The 21,945-nt window shown below is 73.4% G+C and carries 19 protein-coding genes and 2 pseudogenes; 6 read left to right on the top strand and 15 right to left on the bottom strand.

Annotation, left to right across the window (positions count from 1 at the left end; genetic code table 11):
* The first annotated feature begins 41 nt into the window (after window positions 1-41).
* Window positions 42-1,049, top strand: a complete 1,008-nt coding sequence (locus DDJ31_RS33845; RefSeq protein ID WP_127176606.1) for a Gfo/Idh/MocA family protein — start codon at window positions 42-44, stop codon at window positions 1,047-1,049.
* A gap of 27 nt (window positions 1,050-1,076) precedes the next feature.
* On the opposite strand, the gene DDJ31_RS33840 is transcribed toward DDJ31_RS33845, so the two are convergent.
* The 4 genes and pseudogenes from DDJ31_RS33840 to DDJ31_RS33825 form a co-directional block, all read right to left on the bottom strand.
* Entirely contained in the window at window positions 1,077-1,682 is a 606-nt protein-coding gene (locus tag DDJ31_RS33840; RefSeq protein WP_127176607.1) for a GOLPH3/VPS74 family protein, read from the bottom strand.
* Between the two features lie 379 nt (window positions 1,683-2,061).
* A pseudogene (locus DDJ31_RS33835) lies at window positions 2,062-2,913 on the bottom strand (ATP-binding cassette domain-containing protein); the annotation flags it as partial.
* 8 nt (window positions 2,914-2,921) lie between these two features.
* Window positions 2,922-3,998, bottom strand: a complete 1,077-nt coding sequence (locus DDJ31_RS33830; protein WP_127176609.1) for an ABC transporter permease — start codon at window positions 3,996-3,998, stop codon at window positions 2,922-2,924.
* A complete protein-coding gene (locus DDJ31_RS33825) occupies window positions 3,998-5,017 on the bottom strand; it encodes a substrate-binding domain-containing protein (RefSeq protein ID WP_127176610.1) in 1,020 nt (339 codons plus the stop codon). The genes DDJ31_RS33830 and DDJ31_RS33825 overlap by 1 nt, the downstream gene beginning before the upstream one ends.
* Before the next feature lie 843 nt (window positions 5,018-5,860).
* Here DDJ31_RS33825 and iolD point away from each other — a divergent pair.
* The 3 genes from iolD to DDJ31_RS33810 all read left to right on the top strand — a co-directional run bounded on the left by iolD (window position 5,861) and on the right by DDJ31_RS33810 (window position 9,643).
* Entirely contained in the window at window positions 5,861-7,735 is a 1,875-nt protein-coding gene (iolD, locus tag DDJ31_RS33820; RefSeq protein ID WP_127176611.1) for a 3D-(3,5/4)-trihydroxycyclohexane-1,2-dione acylhydrolase (decyclizing), read from the top strand.
* Between the two features lie 55 nt (window positions 7,736-7,790).
* A complete protein-coding gene (locus DDJ31_RS33815) occupies window positions 7,791-8,576 on the top strand; it encodes a GntR family transcriptional regulator (RefSeq protein WP_127176612.1) in 786 nt (261 codons plus the stop codon).
* Window positions 8,577-8,656: 80 nt separating this feature from the next.
* A complete protein-coding gene (locus DDJ31_RS33810; protein WP_240677982.1) occupies window positions 8,657-9,643 on the top strand; it encodes an ROK family protein in 987 nt (328 codons plus the stop codon).
* A 104-nt stretch (window positions 9,644-9,747) separates the two neighbouring features.
* On the opposite strand, the gene DDJ31_RS33805 is transcribed toward DDJ31_RS33810, so the two are convergent.
* Both DDJ31_RS33805 and DDJ31_RS33800 read right to left on the bottom strand, forming a co-directional pair.
* Window positions 9,748-10,557, bottom strand: a complete 810-nt coding sequence (locus tag DDJ31_RS33805) for a ferritin-like domain-containing protein (RefSeq protein WP_164784841.1) — start codon at window positions 10,555-10,557, stop codon at window positions 9,748-9,750.
* Window positions 10,554-11,339 carry a ferritin-like domain-containing protein gene (locus tag DDJ31_RS33800; protein WP_127176613.1) on the bottom strand — a complete coding sequence of 262 codons (786 nt, stop codon included), beginning with the start codon at window positions 11,337-11,339 and terminating at the stop codon, window positions 10,554-10,556. The genes DDJ31_RS33805 and DDJ31_RS33800 overlap by 4 nt, the downstream gene beginning before the upstream one ends.
* Window positions 11,340-11,576: 237 nt before the next feature.
* Between DDJ31_RS33800 and DDJ31_RS33795 the strand changes: the two genes are divergently transcribed.
* The gene (locus tag DDJ31_RS33795) at window positions 11,577-12,119 is read left to right on the top strand and encodes a DUF6328 family protein (RefSeq protein WP_127176614.1); all 543 of its coding nucleotides are present in this window, start codon (window positions 11,577-11,579) and stop codon (window positions 12,117-12,119) included.
* A 21-nt stretch (window positions 12,120-12,140) separates the two neighbouring features.
* Here the strand turns inward: DDJ31_RS33795 and DDJ31_RS33790 are convergent, their stop codons facing one another.
* The 6 genes from DDJ31_RS33790 to DDJ31_RS33765 form a co-directional block, all read right to left on the bottom strand.
* Complete coding sequence (locus DDJ31_RS33790) at window positions 12,141-13,121, bottom strand: NAD-dependent epimerase/dehydratase family protein (protein WP_127176615.1); 981 nt, start codon at window positions 13,119-13,121, stop codon at window positions 12,141-12,143.
* A 26-nt stretch (window positions 13,122-13,147) separates the two neighbouring features.
* The gene (locus tag DDJ31_RS33785; RefSeq protein ID WP_127176616.1) at window positions 13,148-14,356 is read right to left on the bottom strand and encodes a glycosyltransferase family 4 protein; all 1,209 of its coding nucleotides are present in this window, start codon (window positions 14,354-14,356) and stop codon (window positions 13,148-13,150) included.
* A gap of 199 nt (window positions 14,357-14,555) precedes the next feature.
* Window positions 14,556-15,743: a cytochrome P450 gene (locus DDJ31_RS33780; protein WP_127176617.1), complete on the bottom strand. Its 1,188-nt coding sequence runs from the start codon at window positions 15,741-15,743 to the stop codon at window positions 14,556-14,558.
* A gap of 63 nt (window positions 15,744-15,806) precedes the next feature.
* Entirely contained in the window at window positions 15,807-16,541 is a 735-nt protein-coding gene (locus DDJ31_RS33775) for a class I SAM-dependent DNA methyltransferase (protein WP_127176618.1), read from the bottom strand.
* 7 nt (window positions 16,542-16,548) lie between these two features.
* Window positions 16,549-17,841, bottom strand: a complete 1,293-nt coding sequence (locus DDJ31_RS33770) for a YcaO-like family protein (protein ID WP_164784842.1) — start codon at window positions 17,839-17,841, stop codon at window positions 16,549-16,551.
* A complete protein-coding gene (locus DDJ31_RS33765) occupies window positions 17,838-18,809 on the bottom strand; it encodes an aKG-HExxH-type peptide beta-hydroxylase (protein WP_127176620.1) in 972 nt (323 codons plus the stop codon). Before DDJ31_RS33765 ends, DDJ31_RS33770 begins: the two co-directional genes overlap by 4 nt.
* A 699-nt stretch (window positions 18,810-19,508) precedes the next feature.
* Here DDJ31_RS33765 and DDJ31_RS33760 point away from each other — a divergent pair.
* Window positions 19,509-19,838, top strand: a complete 330-nt coding sequence (locus tag DDJ31_RS33760) for a ferredoxin (protein WP_127176621.1) — start codon at window positions 19,509-19,511, stop codon at window positions 19,836-19,838.
* Window positions 19,839-20,257: 419 nt separating this feature from the next.
* Here the strand turns inward: DDJ31_RS33760 and DDJ31_RS40120 are convergent.
* From DDJ31_RS40120 to DDJ31_RS33750, 3 genes and pseudogenes are all read right to left on the bottom strand, one after another.
* Window positions 20,258-20,353 (bottom strand): annotated as a pseudogene (locus DDJ31_RS40120) (IS5/IS1182 family transposase); the annotation flags it as partial.
* Window positions 20,354-20,414: 61 nt separating this feature from the next.
* A complete protein-coding gene (locus DDJ31_RS33755; RefSeq protein WP_127176622.1) occupies window positions 20,415-21,266 on the bottom strand; it encodes an alpha/beta fold hydrolase in 852 nt (283 codons plus the stop codon).
* Window positions 21,266-21,883 carry a TetR/AcrR family transcriptional regulator gene (locus DDJ31_RS33750; RefSeq protein WP_127176623.1) on the bottom strand — a complete coding sequence of 206 codons (618 nt, stop codon included), beginning with the start codon at window positions 21,881-21,883 and terminating at the stop codon, window positions 21,266-21,268. Before DDJ31_RS33750 ends, DDJ31_RS33755 begins: the two co-directional genes overlap by 1 nt.
* Window positions 21,884-21,945 lie beyond the last annotated feature (62 nt).

Genomic DNA, 21,945 nt, shown 5'->3' with positions numbered 1-21,945 from the left:
ACGTACGACCGCACGACCCGCACCGAAGGAGCAGCATCCCCATGCGTATCGGAATCCTCGGCCTCGGCCGCATCGGCGCCTTCCACGCCGAGACCCTCTCCGGACTCGACGCCGTCGACTCGCTCGTCCTCGCCGACCCGTTCGCGGACGCCGCCAAGGCCGCCGCCGAGCGGTTCGGCGGCGAGGTCGCGGACTCGCCCGAGGCGGTGCTCGCGGCGGGCGTGGACGGCGTCGTGGTGGCCGCCGCGACCGACGCCCACCCGGCGCTGATCGTCGCCGCCGTCGAGGCGGGCATCCCGGTCTTCTGCGAGAAGCCCGTCGCGCGGACCATGGGCGAGGGCGTGCGGGTCCTCGCGGCCGTCAAGGACAGCGGGGTGCCGATCCAGATCGGCTACAACCGCCGTTTCGACGCCGGTTTCGTGGCCGCGCGGGCCGCCGTGCGCGCGGGTGAGCTGGGCGAGCTGCACACGGTCCGCTCGACGACGCTCGACCCGGCGCCGCCGCCCGCCGCGTACATCGCCGCCTCCGGGGGCATCTTCCGGGACTGTTCGGTGCACGACTTCGACATCATCCGCTGGGTGACCGGCCGCGAGGTGACGGAGGTGTACGCGGTCGGCGGCAACCGGGGCGCCGAGTACATCGCGGAGGCGGGCGACGCGGACACCACGGGCGCGATCCTCACCCTCGACGACGGCACCATCGCGGTGGTCTCCAACTCCCGTCACAACGCCCGGGGTCACGACGTCCGCATGGAGGTGCACGGCTTCAAGGACTCGATCGCGGTGGGTCTCGAGGACAGGCTGCCGCTGCGCTCGGTCGAGCCGGGCGTGACGTTCCCGGCGGGCACCCCGCACGACTTCTTCATGGACCGGTTCGCCGCCGCCTACCGCGCCGAACTCACCGCGTTCACCGAGGTCGTCGCGGGTACCAGGCGCTCCCCCTGCACGATCGAGGACGCCTTGGAGGCGGGCTGGATCGCGGACGCGTGCACGCTGTCGCTCCAGGAGCACCGCCCGGTGACGATCGCCGAGGTGCGGGCGGCGGTCTGACGTCCCGCCGGCCGGCGTCCGGCGGGGTCAGGCGCCCCGCCAGACGTTGGCGAACGCCGCGTTCTCGATGGCCCTGCGCCTGCGGACGGCGTCCAGTTCGGTCAGCGCCTCGACCACGGCGCCGAAGACCGTGCGGGCCGCCTCCTCGGGGGGCGGGCAGTCGTCGGGGACGTCGTCGCGCAGTCGCAGGAAGGTCGCGAGGGTCGCCAGGACGGGTTCGTCGGCGGCCCAGCGGTGCGCGGCGCGCAGCCGGGCCGGGGAGTCGACGGGCAGCGGGCGGTCGCCGCGCAGCCGCAGCCAGGAGCCGCGCGGCCTGGCCACCAGGCCCTCGGCCTCGAACGCGGTCAGATACTCACCGGCAAGTCCGCGCCCCCGGCGCCACAGCCAGTCGTCGACCGTCTCATGGGGCTCGTCAGGCACGAGGGCGGCGAGGGCGCCGTCGAGGAGCGGGTCGCCGCAAGGCTCGGGGCGGTCGCCGGGCACCAGGTTCTCGCCGTCCAGGGTCACCGCCCCGGCGCCGAGCAGGTCGAGCAGTTCCGCCCCGGCCAGCACGAGCGACAGCTCGCCCTGTGCCACGGGCCGTCCGAGCGCCCGGTCCATCACGCCGATCATCAGGTCGCGTGCCGTGCCCATCCGCGCTCCTCTCGACTGCACCGGTGACGGTACGCCGCCCCTGGGGCCGGAGCGAGCGCGGGAGGTGCGAACGGCCGCCACCGGACGGCCGGCGGCTCATCCCACCCCGTACACCCCATTGTCCGCACATGCCCCCACCCACTATCAGGAAAGACACACGCCTCGGGCAAGCCCCGCCCGCGACCGGCGCGCGGCCCGGAGGGGATCACGCTTCCCCTCCGGGCCGTCGGGCGCCGCGGGGGCGCAGGGCGCGGGTGCGGACCTCTGCCCGGCCGGCCGCGTCTCAGGCGTCCTTGTGCGAGGAGGCCGGCGCGTCATCCGTAGACGCCGACGCCGGCGCGGGGGTGGCGCCCCGCGGGGTGGCGGCGTCCGGGAGCTACTGGGTGTCGACTCCGCCGACCTGCGCCAACTCGTGCTTGAGGGCGGCGAGTTCGGCGCCGCCCGCCATGTGGTTGGTGAGTTCCTCCAGGGTGATGTCGGCGCGTTCGGCGGAGAGTTCGAGGGTGCCGAGGCGCAGGACGCTGAAGTGGTCGCCGACCATGTAGGCGTGGTGCGGGTTGTGGGTGATGAAGATGACGCCGAGGCCGCGCTCGCGGGCGGCGGCGATGTACTTGAGGACCACACCGGACTGCTTGACGCCGAGGGCGGCGGTGGGCTCGTCGAGGATGAGGACGCGGGCGCCGAAGTAGACGGCGCGGGCGATGGCGACGCACTGGCGCTGGCCGCCGGAGAGGGTCCCGATGGGCTGTTCGAGGTCGTCGAGGACGATGCCCATGTTGCGCAGTTCCTCGTCGGCGGTCGCCTTCATGCGGGCGATGTCGAGGCGGCGCACGGGCCAGGGGCCCTTGGTCATCTCGGAGCCGAGGAAGAAGTTGCGCCACACCGGCATCAGCGGCACGGTGGCCAGGTCCTGGTAGACGGTGGCGATGCCCTTGTCGAGCGCGTCGCGCGGGCTGGAGAAGCGCACCGGGGCGCCGTCCACGAGGAAGTCGCCCTCGGTGTGCTGGTGCAGACCCGAGATGATCTTGATGAGGGTGGACTTGCCCGCGCCGTTGTCGCCGAGCACGCAGGTCACCCGGGCCGGCCGGACCGTGAGGTCGACGCCGTGCAGGGCGCGGACGTTGCCGTACGCCTTGCCCGCGCCGCGCAGTTCGACCAGCGGGTGGTCGCCCTCGGGCGCGGTGTCCTGGAGGACGGCGCCGTGGGTGCCGTGGTCCTTGGATGTCGTCATGGGGTGGGTCACCTCCGGGTCGCCGTGCGGCTGACCCACAAGTTGATGAGCACGGCGCCGAGCAGCATCACGCCGAGGAAGGCCTTGAACCAGTCGGGGTTCCAACCGGCGTACACGATGCCCTGGTTGACCATGCCGAACATGAAGGCGCCGAAGACCGGGCCGATCGCGGAGCCGTAGCCGCCGGTGAGCAGGCAGCCGCCGATGACCGCCGCCGCGATGTAGATCAGCTCCTGGCCGACGCCCTCCCCCGACTGCACGGTGTTGAAGGAGAACAGCTGGTGCATGCCGATGAACCAGGCGCCGAGGCCGACGCCCATGAACAGAGTGATCTTGGTGAACTTCACCGGGACGCCGACGGCCCGCGCGGAGTCCTTGTTGCCGCCGACGGCGAAGATCCAGTTGCCGTACTTGGTGCGCAGCAGGATCCAGGTCGCGAGCGCGGCGAAGACCAGCCAGTAGAAGACGGTGATCTTCACCTGGACGCCGCCGATGTCGAACGACGACGCGAAGAGGGCGCGGGCCTGGTCGAAGCCGTCCATGTTGCTGATGTCGTCGGTCGCCACGTTGCCGGTGATCATCTTGGTGACGGCGAGGTTGACGCCCTGGAGGATCAGGAAGGTGCCCAGGGTGACCAGGAAGCTGGGCAGTCCTGTCCTGACCACCATCCAGCCGTTGAACGCGCCGATCGCGAGGGACACCAGCAGGGCGACGACCACGCCGACCCAGATGTTCATGCTGAGCTGGTAGCTGAGCATGCTCGCGGTGAGCGCCGAACTGACCACGGCGACACCGGAGGAGAGGTCGAACTCGCCGCCGATCATCAGCAGCGCGACCGGCAGCGCCATGATGCCGATGGTGGACGACTGGTAGAGCACCGTCGCCATCGAACTGCCCTGCCTGACCGCGGGGGCGGCGATCAGGAAGAACACGAACACGGCGACGGCGCCGAGGAAGACCCCGACCTCGGGGCGGGCCAACAGCCTGAGCACCAGGGGGCGTTGGGCGGTGCGGCCGTCGGTGGCCCGGGGGCCGGGAGCCGGCGGTCGGGTCACCGCCGGCTCAGCCTGCTGGGTCATGGTCATCACCTGGTGCCCTTCGCGGCGAACTTGGCGACGCTCTCCACGTTCGACTTGTCCACGAAGGCGGGACCGGTCAGCACGGGAGCCTCGCCACCGCCGCTGTAGTTGCCGTTGTTCTTGTAGAGCCACAGCGAGTCGACGGCCAGGTAGCCCTGGAGGTAGGGCTGCTGGTCGACGGCGAACTGGATGGTGCCCTTGCTGATGGCGCCGGTCAGCTGGCTGTTGAGGTCGAAGGTCGCGATCTTCGCCTTGCTGCCGGCGTCCGACACCGACTGCACCGAGGTCAGCGCGAACGGGGCGCCGAGCGCGACGACGTAGTCGATGGCCTTGTCCTGCTTGAGCTTGGCGGTGATGGTCGACTGCACGGACGGCATGTCGGTGCCGTTGACGTACAGCGTGTCCAGCTTGCCGGAGAAGGTCTTCTTGACGCCGTCGCAGCGCTGGGTCAGACCGACGTTGCCCTGCTCCTGGACGACGCAGACGGCCCGCTTGGAGCCCTCCTCGTTCAGCCGCTTGCCGAGCGCCTCACCCGTCACCGTCTCGTCCTGGCCGAAGAACTCCAGCAGGCCGAGCTTCTTCCAGTCGCTCAGACCGGAGTTGAGGCCGACCACCGGTATCTTCGCCGCCGTCGCCTTGGCCACGACGGCCTTCATGGCGTCGGGCTTGGCGAGGGTGATGGCGATGCCGTCGACCTTCTGGTCGATCGCGTTCTGCACCAGGTTGGCCTGGTTGCCCGCGCTCGGGTCGGCGGAGTAGACGAGCTTGATGTTGTCCTTGGCCGCGGCCGCCTCGGCGCCCTTGCGGACGATGTCCCAGAAGGTGTCGCCCGGCGCCTGGTGGGTGACCAGGGCGACGGTCATGCGGGGCGTACTGGCCTTGCCCGCGGAAGCGTTGGAAGCGCCTTCCTCGGACTTCTTGCCGCCGGAGCTGCTGGAGCAGCCCGCGAGCGTCAGGGCCGCTGCCGCGGCCACGGCGATCACCGGGGCGATACGGCGGGAGCGAAAGCGAGAAGAGCGTTCCATCTGTCCTGCACCTCACTGTGCGACGGGGGGAGACGGGGAGAACCTCGGCCAACCGTGAGGTTCCCGGCCCGGAGTCTGGTGTTCAGGTCCGGACCGTCGCCGCGAACGCGGCTGTTGCGCTGGGACGGGATCAAATCCCCTGACGCGCCCGCTGTCAATACTTTGTTAAGACATCATTTCACTTACAGGTCCGAATGTAAGTACAAAGTATTGACAGGCTCACTCCCCGAGGTCTACACCTGGGATGCGGCGGCCCCCTGGGATTCCGCCCTCCCGGCACAGCTCTAGGAGCGTCGCGCATGGCCGAGTCAGCCCAGCCCTACGACCTGATCACCATGGGACGCGTCGGAGTCGATCTTTACGCCTTGCAGTCTCGCGCACCACTGGCCCAGGTGGAGACCTTCGGCGAATTCCAAGGCGGTTCTGCGTCGAAGGTGACGGCGGGCGATTTCCGGCCAATCCCGACGGCTCTCACCGCGCGGACCGCCACCACGGCGCGGACGGCCACGCCCACGGCCCGCACACCGGACGACTTCCCTCTTCACCTCCGCCTCCCGTCCCGCTCGCGCCCATCGGGGCCGACACCACCCGCCCGGACGCAGCACGGCGCCCGGCCAGGACTTGACCGAAAACCTACGGTGCTGTCGAGCACCGCGCACCCCCGGGCGGTGGGGCTCGCATGACCCCGAGGAACCAGAAGCCCCCGCGCCGTGCGACCGGCCCCGGGCCACAGCGGGCCCGGCCGGTCCGCGGCCACCCGGATCACGCCCGGACCCGCGGCACCCGTCCCGACCAGCCGGTCGACGCCCGCTTCCCCCTCCCCACGGCACCGGAGAAGTCCTGATGAGCAGCCCCACCCGCCGCCTGACCGTCGCTCAGGCCCTGGTGCGTTTCCTGTCCGTCCAGTACACCGAGCGCGACGGCGTCAGGCAGCGGCTGATCGCCGGCACCTGGGGCATCTTCGGCCACGGCAACGTCGCCGGGCTCGGCCAGGCCCTCCTGGAGGCCGGCGAGGACGCGATGCCCTACCACCAGGGCCGCAACGAACAGGCGATGGTGCACGCGGCGGTCGGCTACGCCCGCCAGCTCGACCGGCTCTCCGCGATGGCGGTGACGACGTCCATCGGACCGGGCGCCACGAACCTGGTCACCGGCGCCGCGCTGGCCACCGTCAACCGGCTGCCGGTGCTGCTGCTGCCGGGCGACTCCTTCGCCACCCGGGCCGCCGACCCGCTGCTCCAGCAGCTCGAACACCCGGTCGAGGCGGACCTCACGGTCAACGACACCCTGCGCCCGGTCTCCCGCTGGTTCGACCGCGTCACCCGCCCCGAGGCGCTCATCCCGGCGGCGCTGCACGCCATGCGGGTGCTCGCCGACCCGGTCGAGACCGGCGCGGTCACCCTCGCCCTCCCCCAGGACGTGCAGGCCGAGGCGTACGACTGGCCCGAGGAGTTCTTCGCCGAGCGGATCTGGCGGGTGCGGCGCCCGGCGCCCGACCCGGCCGAACTGGCCGCGGCGGCACGGGCGATCGAGCGGGCCGCGCGCCCGCTGATCGTCGCGGGCGGCGGGGTGCACCACAGCGGGGCGGAGGACGCGCTGCGGGCGCTGGTCGACTCCACCGGCATCCCGGTCGCCTCCACCCAGGCGGGCAAGGGCTCGCTGCGCCACGACCACCCCGCCGACCTCGGCGGCATCGGCCACACCGGCACCGCGGTCTGCGACGACCTCGCGCGCGCCGCGGACCTGGTGATCGGCGTCGGCACCCGCTACACGGACTTCACGACCGCCTCGAACACCCTCTTCCAGAACCCGGACGTCCGGTTCGTCAACCTCAACATCGCCGCCTTCGACGCGCACAAGCTGGCCGCGTCGAGCCTGGTCGCGGACGCCCGCACCGGCCTCGACGCGCTCACCGAGGCCCTCGCCGGGCACCGGGTCGACGCCGGGTACGAGGCGGAGTACCGGGCGGGCAAGGAGCGCTGGGAGCGGGTCGTGGCGGCCGCCTACCGGGGCGACGACGACGCCGTGCCCACCCAGACCCAGGTCCTCGGCGCCCTGGACGCGGTGGTCGGCGACGACGACGTGGTGATCAACGCGGCCGGCTCGCTCCCCGGCGACCTGCACAAGCTGTGGCGGGCGCGCGGTCGCCGCCAGTACCACCTGGAGTACGGCTACTCCTGCATGGGCTACGAGATCCCGGCGGCGATCGGCGTCCAGCAGGCGACCCCGGACACCCCGGTCTGGGCGCTGGTCGGCGACGGCACCTATCTGATGATGCCGACCGAGATCGTCACGGCCGTCCAGGAGGGGCTGCCGGTCAACCTGCTGCTCATCCAGAACCACGGGTACGCCTCCATCGGCGGCCTCTCCGAGTCCGTCGGCGGTGAACGGTTCGGCACCGCGTACCGCTACCGGGCCGCCGACGGCACCTTCAGCGGCGACCCGCTGCCCGTCGACCTCGCGGCCAACGCGGGCAGCCTCGGCATGGACGTGCTGCGTGCCACGACGGTCCGCGAGCTGCGCGACGCCCTCGCCGCGGCCCGCGCCTCCGACCGCCCGACCTGCGTGTACGTCGAGACCGACACCGCCACCGCGACCGCGCCCCCGGCCGAGGCGTGGTGGGACGTGCCGGTCGCCGCGACCGCGTCCCGCGAGGCCGCCGTGCGCGCCCGCGAGGAGTACGAACGGCAGGTCGCCGCGCGGCGCAGGCACCTGTGACCCGGCCCGGTTCCCCCAGCCGCTCCTGACCCCGCTTCCGAGGGAGACCCGCCCCATGGCGAAGACCGGCGGCACCACCAGGTCCGCGTCCGCACCCGCGCTCGACTCCGTGGACTTCGCCCTGGACCGGGGCAGTCCCGTGCCGCTCTACTACCAGCTCGCCCAGCAGCTGGAGTCGGCGATCGAGCACGGCGTCCTCGCCCCCGGCAACCTGCTCGGCAACGAGATAGACCTGTCGACCCGGCTCGGACTGTCCAGGCCCACCGTCAGGCAGGCCATCCAGTCGCTGGTCGACAAGGGCCTGCTGGTGCGCCGCAGGGGCGTCGGCACCCAGGTCGTGCACAGCCAGGTCAAGCGCCCGCTCGAACTCAGCAGCCTCTACGACGACCTGGAGGCGGCGGGCCAGGGCCCGACCACGCGGGTGGTGCGCAACGAACGCGAGGCGGCCCGCTCCGAGGTGGCCGCCGCGCTCGGCATCGCGGAGGGCGCCGAGGTCGTCGCCCTGGAACGGCTGCGCAGCACGCACGGCCAGCCGATGGCGTACCTGTGCAACTACCTGCCCGCCACCCTGCTCGACCTGGACACCGCGCGTCTGGAGGCGACCGGCCTCTACCGCATGATGCGCACGGCCGGCATCACCCTGCACAGCGCCCGCCAGACGGTGGGCGCCCGCTCCGCCGCCCCCGAGGAGGCCGCGCGCCTCGACGAGCGGCCGGGCGCGGCGCTGCTCACCATGGAGCGCACGGCCTACGACGACACCGGCCGCGCGGTCGAGTTCGGCACCCATGTCTACCGGGCGTCCCGGTACGCGTTCGACTTCCGGCTGCTGGTCCGCCCCTGAGCCTCGCCACCACCCCCTGCATGCTTAAATGTGCGCGATAACCGGTCGGATATTGCATCAACGCGCACCGTGGGAGTCCTGTGTCCACCTCGGAGAGAGCGTCGACGTCCGCCACGGCCACCGGCTCGGCCCCGGTCCCCGCCGGGCCCGTGGTCGGCGTCGACGTCGGCGGCACCTTCACCAAGGCCGTCCTCACCGACGCCACCGGCACCGTCCTCGCCGAGGCCCACCGGCCCACCCCGAGGCCGGGACCCGGCGTCGCCGAGCGCGTCGTCGAACTGGCCGGGCGGCTCACCGAGGAACTCGGCGTGCGCGGCCCCGCGCCCCTGGCGGCGGCGGGTCTCGTCGTGCCCGGCACCGTGGACGAACGGCACGGCACGGCCGTCCACTCGGAGAACCTCGGATGGCGCGACGTGCCCTTCGCCGACCTGTTCGCCCGCCGCACCGGGCTGCCCGTCGCCTTCGGCCACGACGTACGGGCCGGCGGCCTCGCGGAGAGCCGTCTCGGCGCCGCCGCCGGGGTCCGCGACACCGTCGTCTTCCTGCCGCTGGGCACCGGGATCGCCGCCGCGCTGCTCCTCGACGGCCGCCCGTACGCGGCGGGCGGGGCCGCGGGCGAGATCGGGCACGTCCGGGTCGCCTCCGACGAGCCCTGCGTCTGCGGTCTGACCGGCTGCCTGGAGGCCGTCGCGTCGGCCGCGGCCGTCGCACGCCGCTACCGGCGCGCGTCAGGGCGGCCCGCCGACGGCGCGAAGGAGGTCGCGGCGCTGGTCGCCGCCGGTGACCCGGTCGCCGTCGCGGTGTGGCGGGAGGCGGTGGACGCCCTGGCGGCGGCGGTCTGCTGGCTGGCCGCCGTCCTCGCCCCGCACACCGTCGTGATCGGCGGCGGCCTGTCGTCCGCCGGTGACCTGCTCCTCGACCCGCTGAACCGGCGGGTGACCGACGGTCTGACCTTCCACCGCCGCCCGGTGATCACCAGGGCGCTGCTGGGCGACCGGGCGGGCGCGCTGGGCGCGGCCCTGCTCGCGGCAGAGACCGCGACCACGGGCCGGCCCACCGGAGTGTGAGGGGCCCGTCCCGCACGGGACGACGGCGCGCGCCGAGGACCGGCGCTGACGGCGGGCCCCGCCGCTCCCCGGCGGCCGGTGCGGGGAGCGGACGGGCCGGCCCGTCACACCGTCAGCAGGCTGGGCTTCGCGGCCTTGCCGACCGGCAGGAACGCGTCCGGCACCGGGTACCGCCCGAGGACGAAGCGCAGGATCGCCGCGTGCATCGCCTCGACGGGCGCGACGGTGGCCGCCGTCTCGATCCCGGACGCGCTCCGCACGTGGGACATCGCGTACAGGTACGTCTGCGCGGCCTGGTCCTCCAGCGTGAGCGCCAGCTCGGCGGCGTCGCTCACGCTGGTCGCCCTGCCGAGCGCCGCCGCCACCTCCTTCTGGTTCGACAGCGGCACATCGGTGACGGCCGGCTTGCCCGCGCCGGTCAGCACGCTGTTCCAGGTCTCGGCGTGATCGGCGTGCTGGGCCATCGCCGTCGACACGAACGTCGACACCGCCGGGGGCACGGTGCCGAGCCTGCCCGCCTTCGCGGCGGCCAGCGTCGCCTTGTAGGCGCCCACGGCCTGGTTCTCCAGCGCCACCGACAGCGCGACAAGCCGCAGGTCACCGGAGTAGCCGGCCTTGCTCGCGACATCGCCGGCCACGTCGATGCCCGCGGGCGCCGAGGCGGAGTTCCCACCGCCCGAGCAGGCCGCGAGCGCGAACGCCGCGCCCACGCCCGTGGCGCCCAGCAGGAACGTGCGACGGCCGGGGCGGGCGGCTCTCTCACGCTCCTCGTCCCTGAGCCGCTCGGCCAGCCCGGCCGCGCTCCGCCGCATCACCGGCAGGGTCGCCCGGTGCGCCTCGTCCGTCTCCCGGGTGAGCCGGGTCAACTGCTCCTCGCTGACGGGCAGTTCACGGCCGCCGCGCGCGGTACTCACGTGACGGCTCCTTCGGTGATCGGGGAGGCCTTGCCGGTGGGGTAGAACGCGTCGGGGAAGCCGACACCGCCCACGTCGGCCGGGAGTCCGGCGACGTCCGTCGGGATCGCGACGAGGCTCTCGTCACCGGCCTTCAGGAGCGCCTGCACCGCGAGCAGCGTCGCCCGGTGCTGCGCCTCGACGGGCGCCACCGAGCCGAACAGCCGGCGCAGCCGGGCGTCGCCGACCTGGCCGACGTTCTTGGTGTAGGTCTGCGCGGCCACGTCCTCGAGGGAGATCGCCAGCCTCACCACGTCCGCCGAGCCCTTGAGCGTCGGCAGGGTCTGCTTGACGACGGCCGCGTACTTCGGGTCGGTGCCGGTCTGCGCCGTGCCGCCGCCCTGGGTGGCCGCCGCGTTGAACGCCTTGGCGTGCTCCTCGTGCTGCCGCATGGTCTTGGTGAGGAAGGCCAGCACCGTCCTGTTGCCGTCCTTGATGAACGCCAGCCCCGCGGCCGTCCGGTAGACGCTCACCGCCAGGTTCTCCAGCGACGCGGCGGTCTGGAGCGCCATGATGTCGTTCTTCGACGTCGCGGCCACGGCCCGGCCCGAGCCGAACAGCGCCGCCGCGCCGAGCGCCCCGGCCGGCACGCCGCCGCGCCGCCACCACCGGGCGTCGGGCTCGTTCGCCTCGCCGAAGTCGGCCAGGGCGCGGCCGGTGATCCGCAACGCGTCGCTGTTCAGGTCCTGTGACCGCTCGGTGAGTTGTTCCAGCAGCCGGGTGTCGATGCGCTGTCCGCCCATCACACCCCCTCTCCGTGTCGGCACCCGCACCACCGCGGGCACGCCCACCGACCACCCAACCGGCGCCCCCTCACGACCGCCCTCCGCCGGTCGGCCGTCCGGTCTCCTCCTTCACCCGATCGAGAGGCGGGGACGCGGGTCGTCCATGACGCCCCGGGAGTGTGGGATTCCGGTGCCCCCGCGCCGTCCGGGACGTCGCGGGGGTCGGCGCGGCCGCCCGCGAGCACAATGGGCGTCATGTCGCATACGCCCGACCCCCTGGGCCGCCTCGAGTTCTTCCCCGGTCAGGAGACACCGGCGCAGCGGGCCGACCGGAACCTGGTCGAGCTTCTGCAGGAGCTGCGGGTCGTGCAGACCGGTGTGCAGATCGTCTTCGCGTTCCTGCTCGGGGTGGCGTTCACCGCCCGGTTCCCGTCCCTCGACCGCTTCGAACGCCTCACCTACGTCGTCACGTTGCTCCTGACGGTCGTCTCCTCGGCGGTCCTCGCGACCCCGGTCGCCCTGCACCGGGCCCTCTTCCACCGGGGCGCCAAGACCCGCATCGTCGAACTCTCCACCCGGCTCGCCGAAATGGGCCTGTTCTTCCTGGCCCTCGCGTTGAACGGGGCCGTCCTGCTGATCATCGACGTGGTCCTCGGCAGGACCGCGGCCTGCGTCGTGACCGCGCTGACGCTGCTCCTCTTCACCGGCCTCTGGTTCGTCCTGCCGAAGACGCTGCGCCGGCCGGCCCCGCCGCTGCCGCCGCCTCCGCCGCCGTCGGCCCCGCGCCCTTCCGCCTGACGGCGCCGGGCGGGCGCGAGGTCAGGTGCGCAGCGCGTCGGCGGTGAGGTGGGCGAGCTGCCGGGAGACGCCCTGGCGGAGGGTGGTGCGCGGCGCCCAGCCCAGCAGCTCCGCCGCGCGCGACCGGTCGGCGAGCGTGGCGTCCACGTCGCCGGCCTGGGCGGGCAGGCGGACGACGGGCACCGGGTGGCCGGTCAGCTCCTCGACGGTGGACAGCACCTCCGCCACGCTGGTGCTGACGCCGGCCCCGACGTTGATGACGCTCGTGCCGGCGGGGCGGGTCGCGGCGGCGACGGCGGCGCGGACGACGTCGCCGACGAAGGTGAAGTCGCGGGAGTGGCCGCCGTCCCCGTACAGCGTCAGTTCAGGGCCGCCGAGGGCCGCCGCCAGGGCCCGGCCGATGAGCATGTCGGGGCGTTGGCGGGGACCGTAGACGGTGAACAGCCGCAGCACCACCGCGGTGAGCGTGGCGCCGGCCTGGCCCGCGTGGGCCAGGCAGAGCTGCTCCCCGGCGAGTTTGCTGACCGCGTAGGGGGATTCGGGGTGCGGTGCGGTCGTCTCTTGGGTGGCGCCCGCGCCGCTGCCGTAGACGCTGGAGGAGGAGGCGTAGACGAGGCGCGGAACGCGGGCTTCCTCGCAGGCCGACACCACGCGTTCGGTGGCGAAGACGTTGCTCGACGCGTACTCGCCGAACCGCTCGCCCCACGAGCCGCGCACCCCGGGCAGCGCGGCGAGGTGGAAGACCGCGCGGGAGTGCCGGAACAGGACGGCGAGCGGGCAGGTCCGCAGGTCGGCGGTGACCAGGGAGAAGCGGGGGTGTGTGAGGGCACGTTCCAGATGGAGCGCCGCCGCCGGGTCGGTGTGGGGAGCGCGGCGGTCCACGCCGACGACGGTGTTCCCGTCGGCGAGGAGTGCCTCGACGAGGTGCGAGCCGATGAAGCCCGCGGCCCCGGTGACGACGACTCTGCTCGGTGCCTGCCGCTGATCGCTGCCGTGGCGCACGGAACCCCCTGGACGCGTGGATCGGATCAGTCGTTGACGGCCGCGGTGTCCGCCGCGTGGCGGCCGGCGGACGAGAGGGCGGCGCCCCCGGTGGCGGGCGCCCCGAGTTCGCCTGTGCCCAGCGGTACGAGGCCGGCGAGGACCTGGTCGGCGCGGTGGCGCCAGGTGTAGCGCGCGAGGAACTGCCGCCTGGCCTCCTCGCCGAGCGAGGCGCGCAGCCGCGGATCGGCGATCAGCGCGGTGAGGGCGTCGGCCCACGCGTGCGGCGCGTCGGACGGGCGCAGCAGGCAGTTGACGCGGTCCTGGAGCACCTCGCGCAGGACCGGGAGGTCGGAGGCGACGATGGCGCGGCCGTGCGCCATGTACTCGAACAGCTTCATCGGGGAGGTCCAGCGGCCGATCTCGTCGAGCCTGCCCCAGGTGTAGACCTTCGGCTGGTGCGGGGCGAGGACGACGTCGAACAGCGGGAAGTACCGGTGGAGTTCGGAGGGCGGCCGGTGCCCGTGGAAGTACAGGTTGGGGTGCGGGCAGGACTCCTCCCAGCGGGCCCGGTCCTCGGTGGTGCCGCCGACCAGATGGAAGTCGAAGCCGGGCAGCAGCCCGGCGAGCTCGATGATCAGGTCGATGCCGCGCCCGTCGTAGAGGTGCCCGACGTAGCCGATCGTCGGCGCGTCGGGGCGTCCGGGCAGCGGGGGCGGTCCGGCCATGGTGGCGGCGTCCGGCGGGTCGGCGCAGTCGGGGGCGACCTCGATCGGCAGCGTGCCCAGGTCCGGGTACGCCGCCCGGAGGTCGTGGGCGAGCGCGTGGGTGACGACCACGATCCGCGCCAGCCGCGGATGGCTGAGCAGGGCCCTCTCCGCACCGTCGGGCAGATCCCTGCGCAGTTGGTGGACCTCGTACACGAACGGGGCCAGGTCGGCGGTGACGGCCAGGGTGTGCGGGTCCCTGGCGTAGAGGAGGTCGGGGACGGCGTCACCGGTCAGCAGGTCTCTGATGTCCTCGCCGCGCCTGCGGTAGCCGTCCGGGGTGTAGTCGGGGGCGGGGACCAGCCGGATCGGGAAGCGGTGCCTGACGCCGTAGTAGGTGTACGGGTCCTGGTCGGTGTAGGTGCCGGGCAGGGAGTACAGGGTGACGTCGTGCCCGGCACCGGTGAACGCGTCGCACATGCGCATGACGTGGACGCCGTTGGCGAAGAAGGAGGGGATGCTGCCGCCGTGCAGGTACGCGATGCGCATGGTTACCGCTCTCCGCTCTCGTCGATCCGGTCGGCCGGTGTGGGCGCGGCCGGTCGGGGGCGCCGCCCGCGGTCGGCCGGTGCTGACGCGGCCGGTCGTGGGCGCCGGCCGCGGCCCGGGGTCCGGTGGACCGGGCCCGGTGGGGGCACGGGGTTCTCCTGGAGCCGGGTGCGAGCCGTCCTGGCGCCCGCCGCCCGGCTCACCAGCGCACCGGCAGGGTCCGCGGGGACCGGGTGATCTGGCCGCGCTTCCACTCCGGGCTGCCCGCCGCGCACAGGGTCGGGAGGCGCCGCGCCAGAGCCGCGAGCGCCTCCTGGAGCTGCACCCGGGCGAGTTGCGCCCCGACGCAGAAGTGGGCGCCGTGCCCGAAGGCCAGGTGGGCGGGGGCGGCCCGGGTCAGGTCGAGCAGGTCGGGTGCGGGATGGACGTCCTCGTCGTGGTTGGCGGACGAGGTGAGCGCGATCACCGCCTCGCCCTCCGCGATCTCCACCCCGCTCAGCGTCACGGTCCCGGTGGTCACCCGCAGGTTCGCCCCGACGGTGACCTGCGCGTACCGCAGGAGTTCCTCGACGGCGTCGGGGATCCGGCGCGGTTCACGGACCAGCAGGTCGTAGCGGTCCGGCTGGTCGAGCAGCAGGTGGATCAAGCCGGCGAGGCGGTCGGCGGTGGTGCCGTAGCCGCCGGCGAGCAGGACGACGCAGAACGAGATCAGCTCGTCCTGGCTCAGCCGGTCGCCCGCGTCCCGGGCGGCGATGAGCGCGCTGAGCAGGTCGTCGCCCGGGTGGGCGCGTTTGGCGGCGACGAGCCGGGCCAGGTAGCCGGTCATGTCGTCGACCGCCGCCGTGACCTCGGCGTCCGGCATCGCGGTGAGGCTGCGCAGCGCGTCGTTCCACGCGTCGAGCCGGTCGCCGTCGACGCGGGGCGTCCCCAGCAGGTCGCAGATCACGGTCAGCGGCAGCGGCCGGGTGAAGCCCGCGACGGCGTCGGCGGGCGTGGGCCGTCGTTCCAGGTCCGTCAGCAGTTCGTCGGCCAGCAGCGCGATGGCGCCGCGCATCGTCTCGGCCCGGCGTCCGCCGAGGGCGGGCGCGACCAGCCGGCGCAGCCGGGAGTGGTCGGGCGGGTCGGCGGCGAGGATCGAGTCGGGCAACGTGGTCGTGCGGGCGTACCGCGGTCCCGAGCCCCGGGTCGCCCGTGCCCGGCTGAAGCACGGGTCGGCCAGCACCCGGCGCACGTCCGCGTGCCGGGTGACCAGCCACGCGGTGTCCCCGCTCGGCATCCGGACCCGGACGACCGGGGCGCTGTGGCGCAGTTCGGCGAACTCGGGCAGGGGGTCGAGGCCGTCCCGGTGCGGGAAGGGGAACTCCCTGAGCTGTTCCGGCTGGTTCATCGGGGCCTCCGTCGACGCGTCAAGGGGTGGCCGTCCTGGTCGGCGCGCTGGTCGGGTGGTGGGTCAGGGGCGTTCGTAGACGGAGACGTGGTAGGCGCTGTCGCCCGTGAAGGGCGCCCCGGTCCAGCCGCCCCAGCGCTCCTTGAGACGCAGGCCCGCCTGAGCGGCCATCAGGTCCAGCTCCCCGTGTCCCGCGTAGCGGAACGCGACGCGCAGGTGCCGGGTGGCTCCGCCCTCGTGGACGACGTAGTGCGAGTGGTAGCGCTGCGCCGCGGTGTCGAGCCTGCGGTGGCACAGCACCAGGAGGTCCTCGCCCTCGGCGACGATCTCGGGTCCGGCCGCCGCCAGCGCCTCGGGCACATGGGCGTCGAGCACGAACAGGCCGCCCGGTGCCAGCCGCGCCGCCGCGTTGCCGAAGCAGCGGACCTGGGCCGCCTGGTCGGGCAGTTCCGCGAAGGTGCCGCCGGCCAGGTAGACCAGGCTGAAGCTGCCGTCGACGGGCACCTCGGCGAAGTCGCCGACGGTCACCGGGATCTCGTCGCCGCCCGGCTTGGCCCGCAGCCTGCGCACCATCGCCTCGGACCCGTCGACGCCGTGCACCGCCAGACCGCGTGCCCGCAGCGGCAGGGCGACGCGGCCGGTGCCGACGCCGAGTTCGAGGACCGGCCCGTGACCTGCGAGGGCGGCGAGCGCGTCGACGGTCGCGCCGGTGATCCCCGGTTTGCCGAACCAGCGGTCGTAGTCGTCGGCGAAGTCGGCGGCGTAGCCGGGGCTCGGCCGCGCGGTGTCGGATGGCATGGGGCTCCTAGCCGAAGGGGTGGGGGTGCCCGGGTCCGGTCCCGGACGGCAGCGGGCGGGTGCCGGGGGCGAGCACGCGGACCACCTCGACCCCGGCGTCGCGGGCGGCGGCCGAGGTGCTGTCGATCAGGACGACGTCCTGACCGGTGTGAACGGCGAGCACGTCGAGCGGGTCCGGCGCGGGGCGGGGCGGGGGCGGGGGTGATGGCGGGGACGGCGCCGATGGCGCGCCGGGCGCGCGCGGGTTCGGTTTCGCGCCGGGCGCGCGCGGGTTCGGTTTCGCGCCGGGCGCGCGCGGGTCGGATGTCCCGCCGTACGCGAACGGATCTGACGTCGAGGCGTACGCGGGCGGCTCCGACGTCGAGGCGTACGTGGGTGGGGCGGCGGCGGAGAACGGACCCACGTTCCACAGCGCCAGGCTGTCCTGGCGGTGGAAGGCCCACAGCGCGTGCTGGACGGCGGTCGTCGGTGGCGTCGTCCCGTGCCAGCGCGCCCAGGTCGTGCGGGCCACCGGGGTGCGGATGCTCCACCGGACCATGAGCGCCTCGTAGGCGGCTTTCTCGGTGAGCGCCGCGAGCGTGTCCGCCGGTCCGCAGCGGGCCCCGAACGCCTGGCCGGTGCCGTCAGGCCGGTGCAGGCACACCACGACGCAGGCCGTGGCGGGCGGGGCGGGGAGGGCGAAGGCCGTCGTGGTGAGCGCGCTGTCGTCGAGGTGGGCGGCGAGCACCGGCGGGGCGTCGAACGGGATCAGGTGCGGTGGCCGGTCCGTGAGCCCGTACCAGCTGCGCCGTACGAGGTCGCGTTCGAGTACTTCCCATGCCGCGTGGCGTACCGCTGCCCGCCGGTCGGGGTGGGCCGCGATGCCGGTGGAGCCCGCCGTCCTGGCGGCGTCGCAGCCGGCCGGGGGCCGGTGCTGGAGGAAGGCAGCGCCCGCCGGGACGCACACCTCGGCGCCGCCCGCGGTCCGGCCGCGCACCCAGAGCCGTCGGGTGTCGGCGCCCGGGTGCGGTTCGAGGACGGGTGTCCCGGTGCGGCGCAGTTCCGCGCGGGTGCCGACCAGTTCGGCGGCTGCTTCGGCCGCGCGCCCCGCCATCACGTTGCCGAGCCGCTCCAGCAGCTCACCGCGCGCGCCGACGGCGACCTGGTCGCGGTCGTGGCCCGCGGCGCTGCCGACGAGGACCGGCGCTCCCCCGGCGGCGCTGGTGCCGTCGAACGCGGCGGAGCGGGCCGCCACCCGCGCGAACAGCAGGTCGGGCCGGCCCGGGTAGGGCGCGAACACCTGGGGTGTCCAGGGCGTCACGCGGCCGCTCCGATGAGCCCGTCGCACTCCGCGAGCAGCTCTTTCCCGTGGTCCGTGAGCCGGCCGGTGTGCGTGCCCAGGGTGTCCACGGCCTGGTGGGCTCCGCGCAGGAGGGTGGCGCGCCGCGAGTCGACCGCGGGGCCGAGACCGGTGAGCCGCCGGTAGAGCTCCACGCTGCGGGCCAGCACCACGGTCTGCTGGAACAGGCCGGTCAGCGGCCGGGGGTCGGCCCGCAGCGGGGTCTCGACGAGCAACTCCCGGACGCGGCCGGTGCCGTCGGCGTCCCGCGGCTGGTCGCTGTGGGCGTCGCCGGGGGCGTCGTCGGGGGTCAGGAAGGGGGCGGTCAGGGCGGCGGCGTTGCACCGGGTGTGGGTGCCCTCGTGCACCAGGGCCTCGGCGAACCGCACGGGACCCGGGAGCCCGGCGGCACTGTCCGTCAGCCGGGCCCGGTGCACCAGGACGGCACCGTGGACGGTGAAGTCGGTGAACCCGTCGATGGCCTCGCCGTCGAGCAGCGCGATCTCGGTGACCGTCTCCCGCACCTCGGCGGCGGCTTCGGGCCAGACCCGGCCGAGCAGGCCGAGGGCCGACGTCAACGCCGCGCGCTCGCGCTCGTCCCACACGGTGAGGACGGCGGTGACCGGCTGCCCGTCGGCGCCCTTGCGCTCCGGGATGGCGCGCAGCGCCCGGGTCACGCTCCGGTTCAGATGGTCCTGCGGGTCGGCGGGGCCGAAGGCGGCGGGCGGCACCTGTCCGAGGCGTGCGGCCAGACGGCTCTGCCGCTCCGGTGCCAAGGGGCCTGACCGCAGGGCGTGTTGGGCGAGGTGGGCGACCTCGGCCGCCGCCGGATGGCGCAGCGTGTCGGGCTCGGGCGGCGTCAGCTCCGCCCGTTCCAGTACGCGCCGCAGGCGCCGCAGCACCTGGGTCCGCTCGTGGACGGCCTCCTGGGCATCCGGTTCGACGCGCATGCACCCTCTTCCGGGTTCTCGGCAGCGACGTGCGGCGGGCCCGGGAAGGCCCGCCGCGCAGGTGCGATGTGCGGGGGTGCCGTCAGGACTCGTCGCGCGAGGGAATGTCGACCATCAGCGCGAGCTCGGGAAGGTCTTCGTCCGTGAGCTGCTCGATTTCCTCGTTCATGGAGGATTCCTTTCACCTCACCGGCCCTACCGTGCTCGGTCGGGTTCACCGGCAGGAGAATCGTCAGGGGAGAAACCGGCGAGGCCAACAACGGAGCGGGAAAAGCAGCGGGTATCAGGACAGCGGCACATCGTCCCGAACGCGCTCCTCGACACCGCGGCGGATCATGTCGAGCACCGACGCCACCCGCCGGCCCCCGCCCCGCCCGCGGGCTCGACCTCCGCGCACTGAGAAGCGGAGAAAGAACATGCGCCGACGCGGCGGCCACGATCCATACGAGGTGCCGAACGGCGGACCGGTCCCGGCCACGGAGCCGGTTCCAGCCCGGGTCGAAGATGGCTGATTGCGACGGCCTTTCACCCGAAAAAAGGGCCGGGTAATTTGAGGCGACACCCCTCTCAGCGCCGCACAGTCACCATTCTCACCATTGCACCGGCACGGTCGCCGGAAATTGCATATGCCTCTGGAAAGAGAATTCCGCGGGGAGGGGAGCAAGGGGGGCACAGCGCGCGTGGACGAAGGGAAAGCACATGGCGGACGACTGGACGGTCGAGGTCGACACCCGTCGCTGCATCGGCTCAGGCGTGTGCGCGAGCACCGCCCCAGGCCGCTTCACACTGAACAACACCGGCAGATCACAACCGACCACCCCCACGGTCACCCCGGAAGACCGCGTACTGGACGCCGCGTTCACGTGCCCGATGGAGGCCATCACGATCACCGACCGGGGAACGGGGCGGAGCGTCTTCCCTGAGGAGGGGGTGGGGGGTGTGATCGGGGGTGGGGGTGTGATTGGGGGTGCGGGTGGGACTTGGGGTGCGGGTGGACTTGGGGTGCGGGTGCTCCTGGGGCGTGCGTGATCCCGTCACGGTGGCGGGCCGCCGTCGGCAACCACGCGCCCAACGCCAGACCACCGTCTACGGCGAGGGCAACCTGCCAGGCGACAACGAACCGGAGATCAAAGCGGCCTCGGTAAGACCCAGAACCACACCACACTCAAAAAGGGCTTGGTGACTTGACCGCGAGTACGGCACCATCGATCGCGGCCTGCACAGGCGGATTCGCGGTGTTCTGCGCAGGAATGGGATTCCTTCGATCCTGGAGCATGGATCGTGGTCGGCGTTTATGTCCTAATGCCCGAAATACTCGCAGCGCTTCGATGACGAGCAGCAACGGAACAACATGGCTGCTCATATGTCGACGGATCCGCGCGGATCACCCCCGGTCCCGGTCGACCGCCGGGGGCCCGCGCGGCTCCCCCTCAGCGCCCCGACGTGGGAGGAGTCGGCCACGCAGCGGGACGCTCACGCCGCGGCAGCAGCGGCTCCATGCGGTCCCACAGCTCATCCGACACGATCCCCGGTGACGTCCTCACGTCGCACGGGCGCCGGCCCGGGGGTGGCCGTGCGGACCGGGCGGCCCACGCGGAGACCGGCTCAGTCCCAGAACTCCCGCAAGGCCGCGTTGACGAGGGCGGGTTCCTGGGTGTGCGGGTAGTACCCGGGGACCCGCAGCAGCTGGCCGGCGAGCGAGCCGGTGAGGGACTCGGCCACGGCGGTGAGGGGCAGCCCCACGTGCTCGCGGTACGCGGTCGGCGCGTGCTCCCAGGTCCCGCAGATCACCAGGACCGGCAGGGCGGCGCCCCGGATCGCCTCCAGCGGGATGTCCGCCTCCCAGATGGGACGCTCCCTCATGGATGTGGCGACGGCACGGAGCCGGCGGGGCGTGGGCTCGGGCATGTCCATCCCCAGCCCTTCGGTGGACGCCCGGAGATACTGCTCCGGCGTGACGTCCTCCGGGATGCCCGGGGCACCGTCGCGCACCCGGTCGAGGAGGCCGGCGACGACGGGATGGTGCGCCGCGGCAGAGAAGGCGGAGGGCTGGATGAGGGCGAGGGAACGGACGAGGTCGGGCCGGCGCGCGGCGGCGATGAGCGCGGCGACGGCGCCGTTCCCGTGCCCCACGAGATGAGCGCCGCCAGGCCCCACGGCGAGCGCCTCGTTGCCGAGGACCTCCACAACGTCCTCGGCATCGACGTCGACGTCACTGCGCGCGATGTCGGGACTGTCGCCGTAGCCCTGGCGGTCCATCAGGAGGAGTTGCCGGCTGTCGGCGAGGGGGCGCTGCGCGGCGAACCCGTACGTGGAGTCGCTGCCCCAGGTGAAGATGTTGTGGACGAACAGCGCCGGGGCGGCGGCCACCGTGGTCACCGGGACCGTCGAAGCCGTCCGGGCCCCGCTGCCCGCCGCCTTCTCGCGGTCGTCCCACACGGTCACGTGCACGGCCATTACTCGCCCTTCCGAAGCTGAGGAACGCTGAACAGCCGGTCCAGATGCACGTCGATCGCGGCGAGCGCGTCCTCGGGCTCGATCACGTCGAGTTCGATCAGGGAGGTGAAGCCGGTGAGGGCGAGGAGCAGGTTGGTCTCGGTCGCCGGGTCGCGGCCGGAGTCGATGTGCCCGTCGGCGATCGCCTGGCGGACCAACTGCTCGACAAGGGACCGCCCTTGGACGAGGCCGCGGCGCGCCTGCTCGTGCACGGCCCGGTCGTGCAGCGCCTCCAGGACGTAGGCGGCGCTCATCCGGCTTGTCGCGCGGGCGTCGGCGTGCAGGGGGAGCATCTCCGCGAGCGTCAGTCGCAGCACGTCACGGGGGTGCGGACGGTCACCGAGCTTTTCGAGCCCCTGGTGTACGCGCGCCGAGGTCTGCTCGGACGCGAAATCCATGGCGAACGAGAGCATGGCGGTCCGGGACGCGAAGTAGTGCTGCAACTGCCCGAGTGACATACCCGCCTCCCGCGCCACCACGCGCATCGTCAGCTGGGTGACGCCGCGCCGCTCCACCACCCGCCACAGCGCGCGGGCGATCGCTTCGCGGCGCCCGCGGTGATCCACCTGTTTGGGCATCGCCGGCCCCTCCCTCCTGACCGGGAACCGTTCCAATACAGTCGACATAATACGCCTGACCC

It is taken from the genome of Streptomyces griseoviridis, from assembly GCF_005222485.1.
Taxonomy (GTDB): Bacteria; Actinomycetota; Actinomycetes; order Streptomycetales; family Streptomycetaceae; genus Streptomyces; species Streptomyces hintoniae.
The sequence above is the reverse complement of the archived record's forward strand: the minus strand, read 5'-3'. Positions and strand labels throughout refer to the sequence as shown.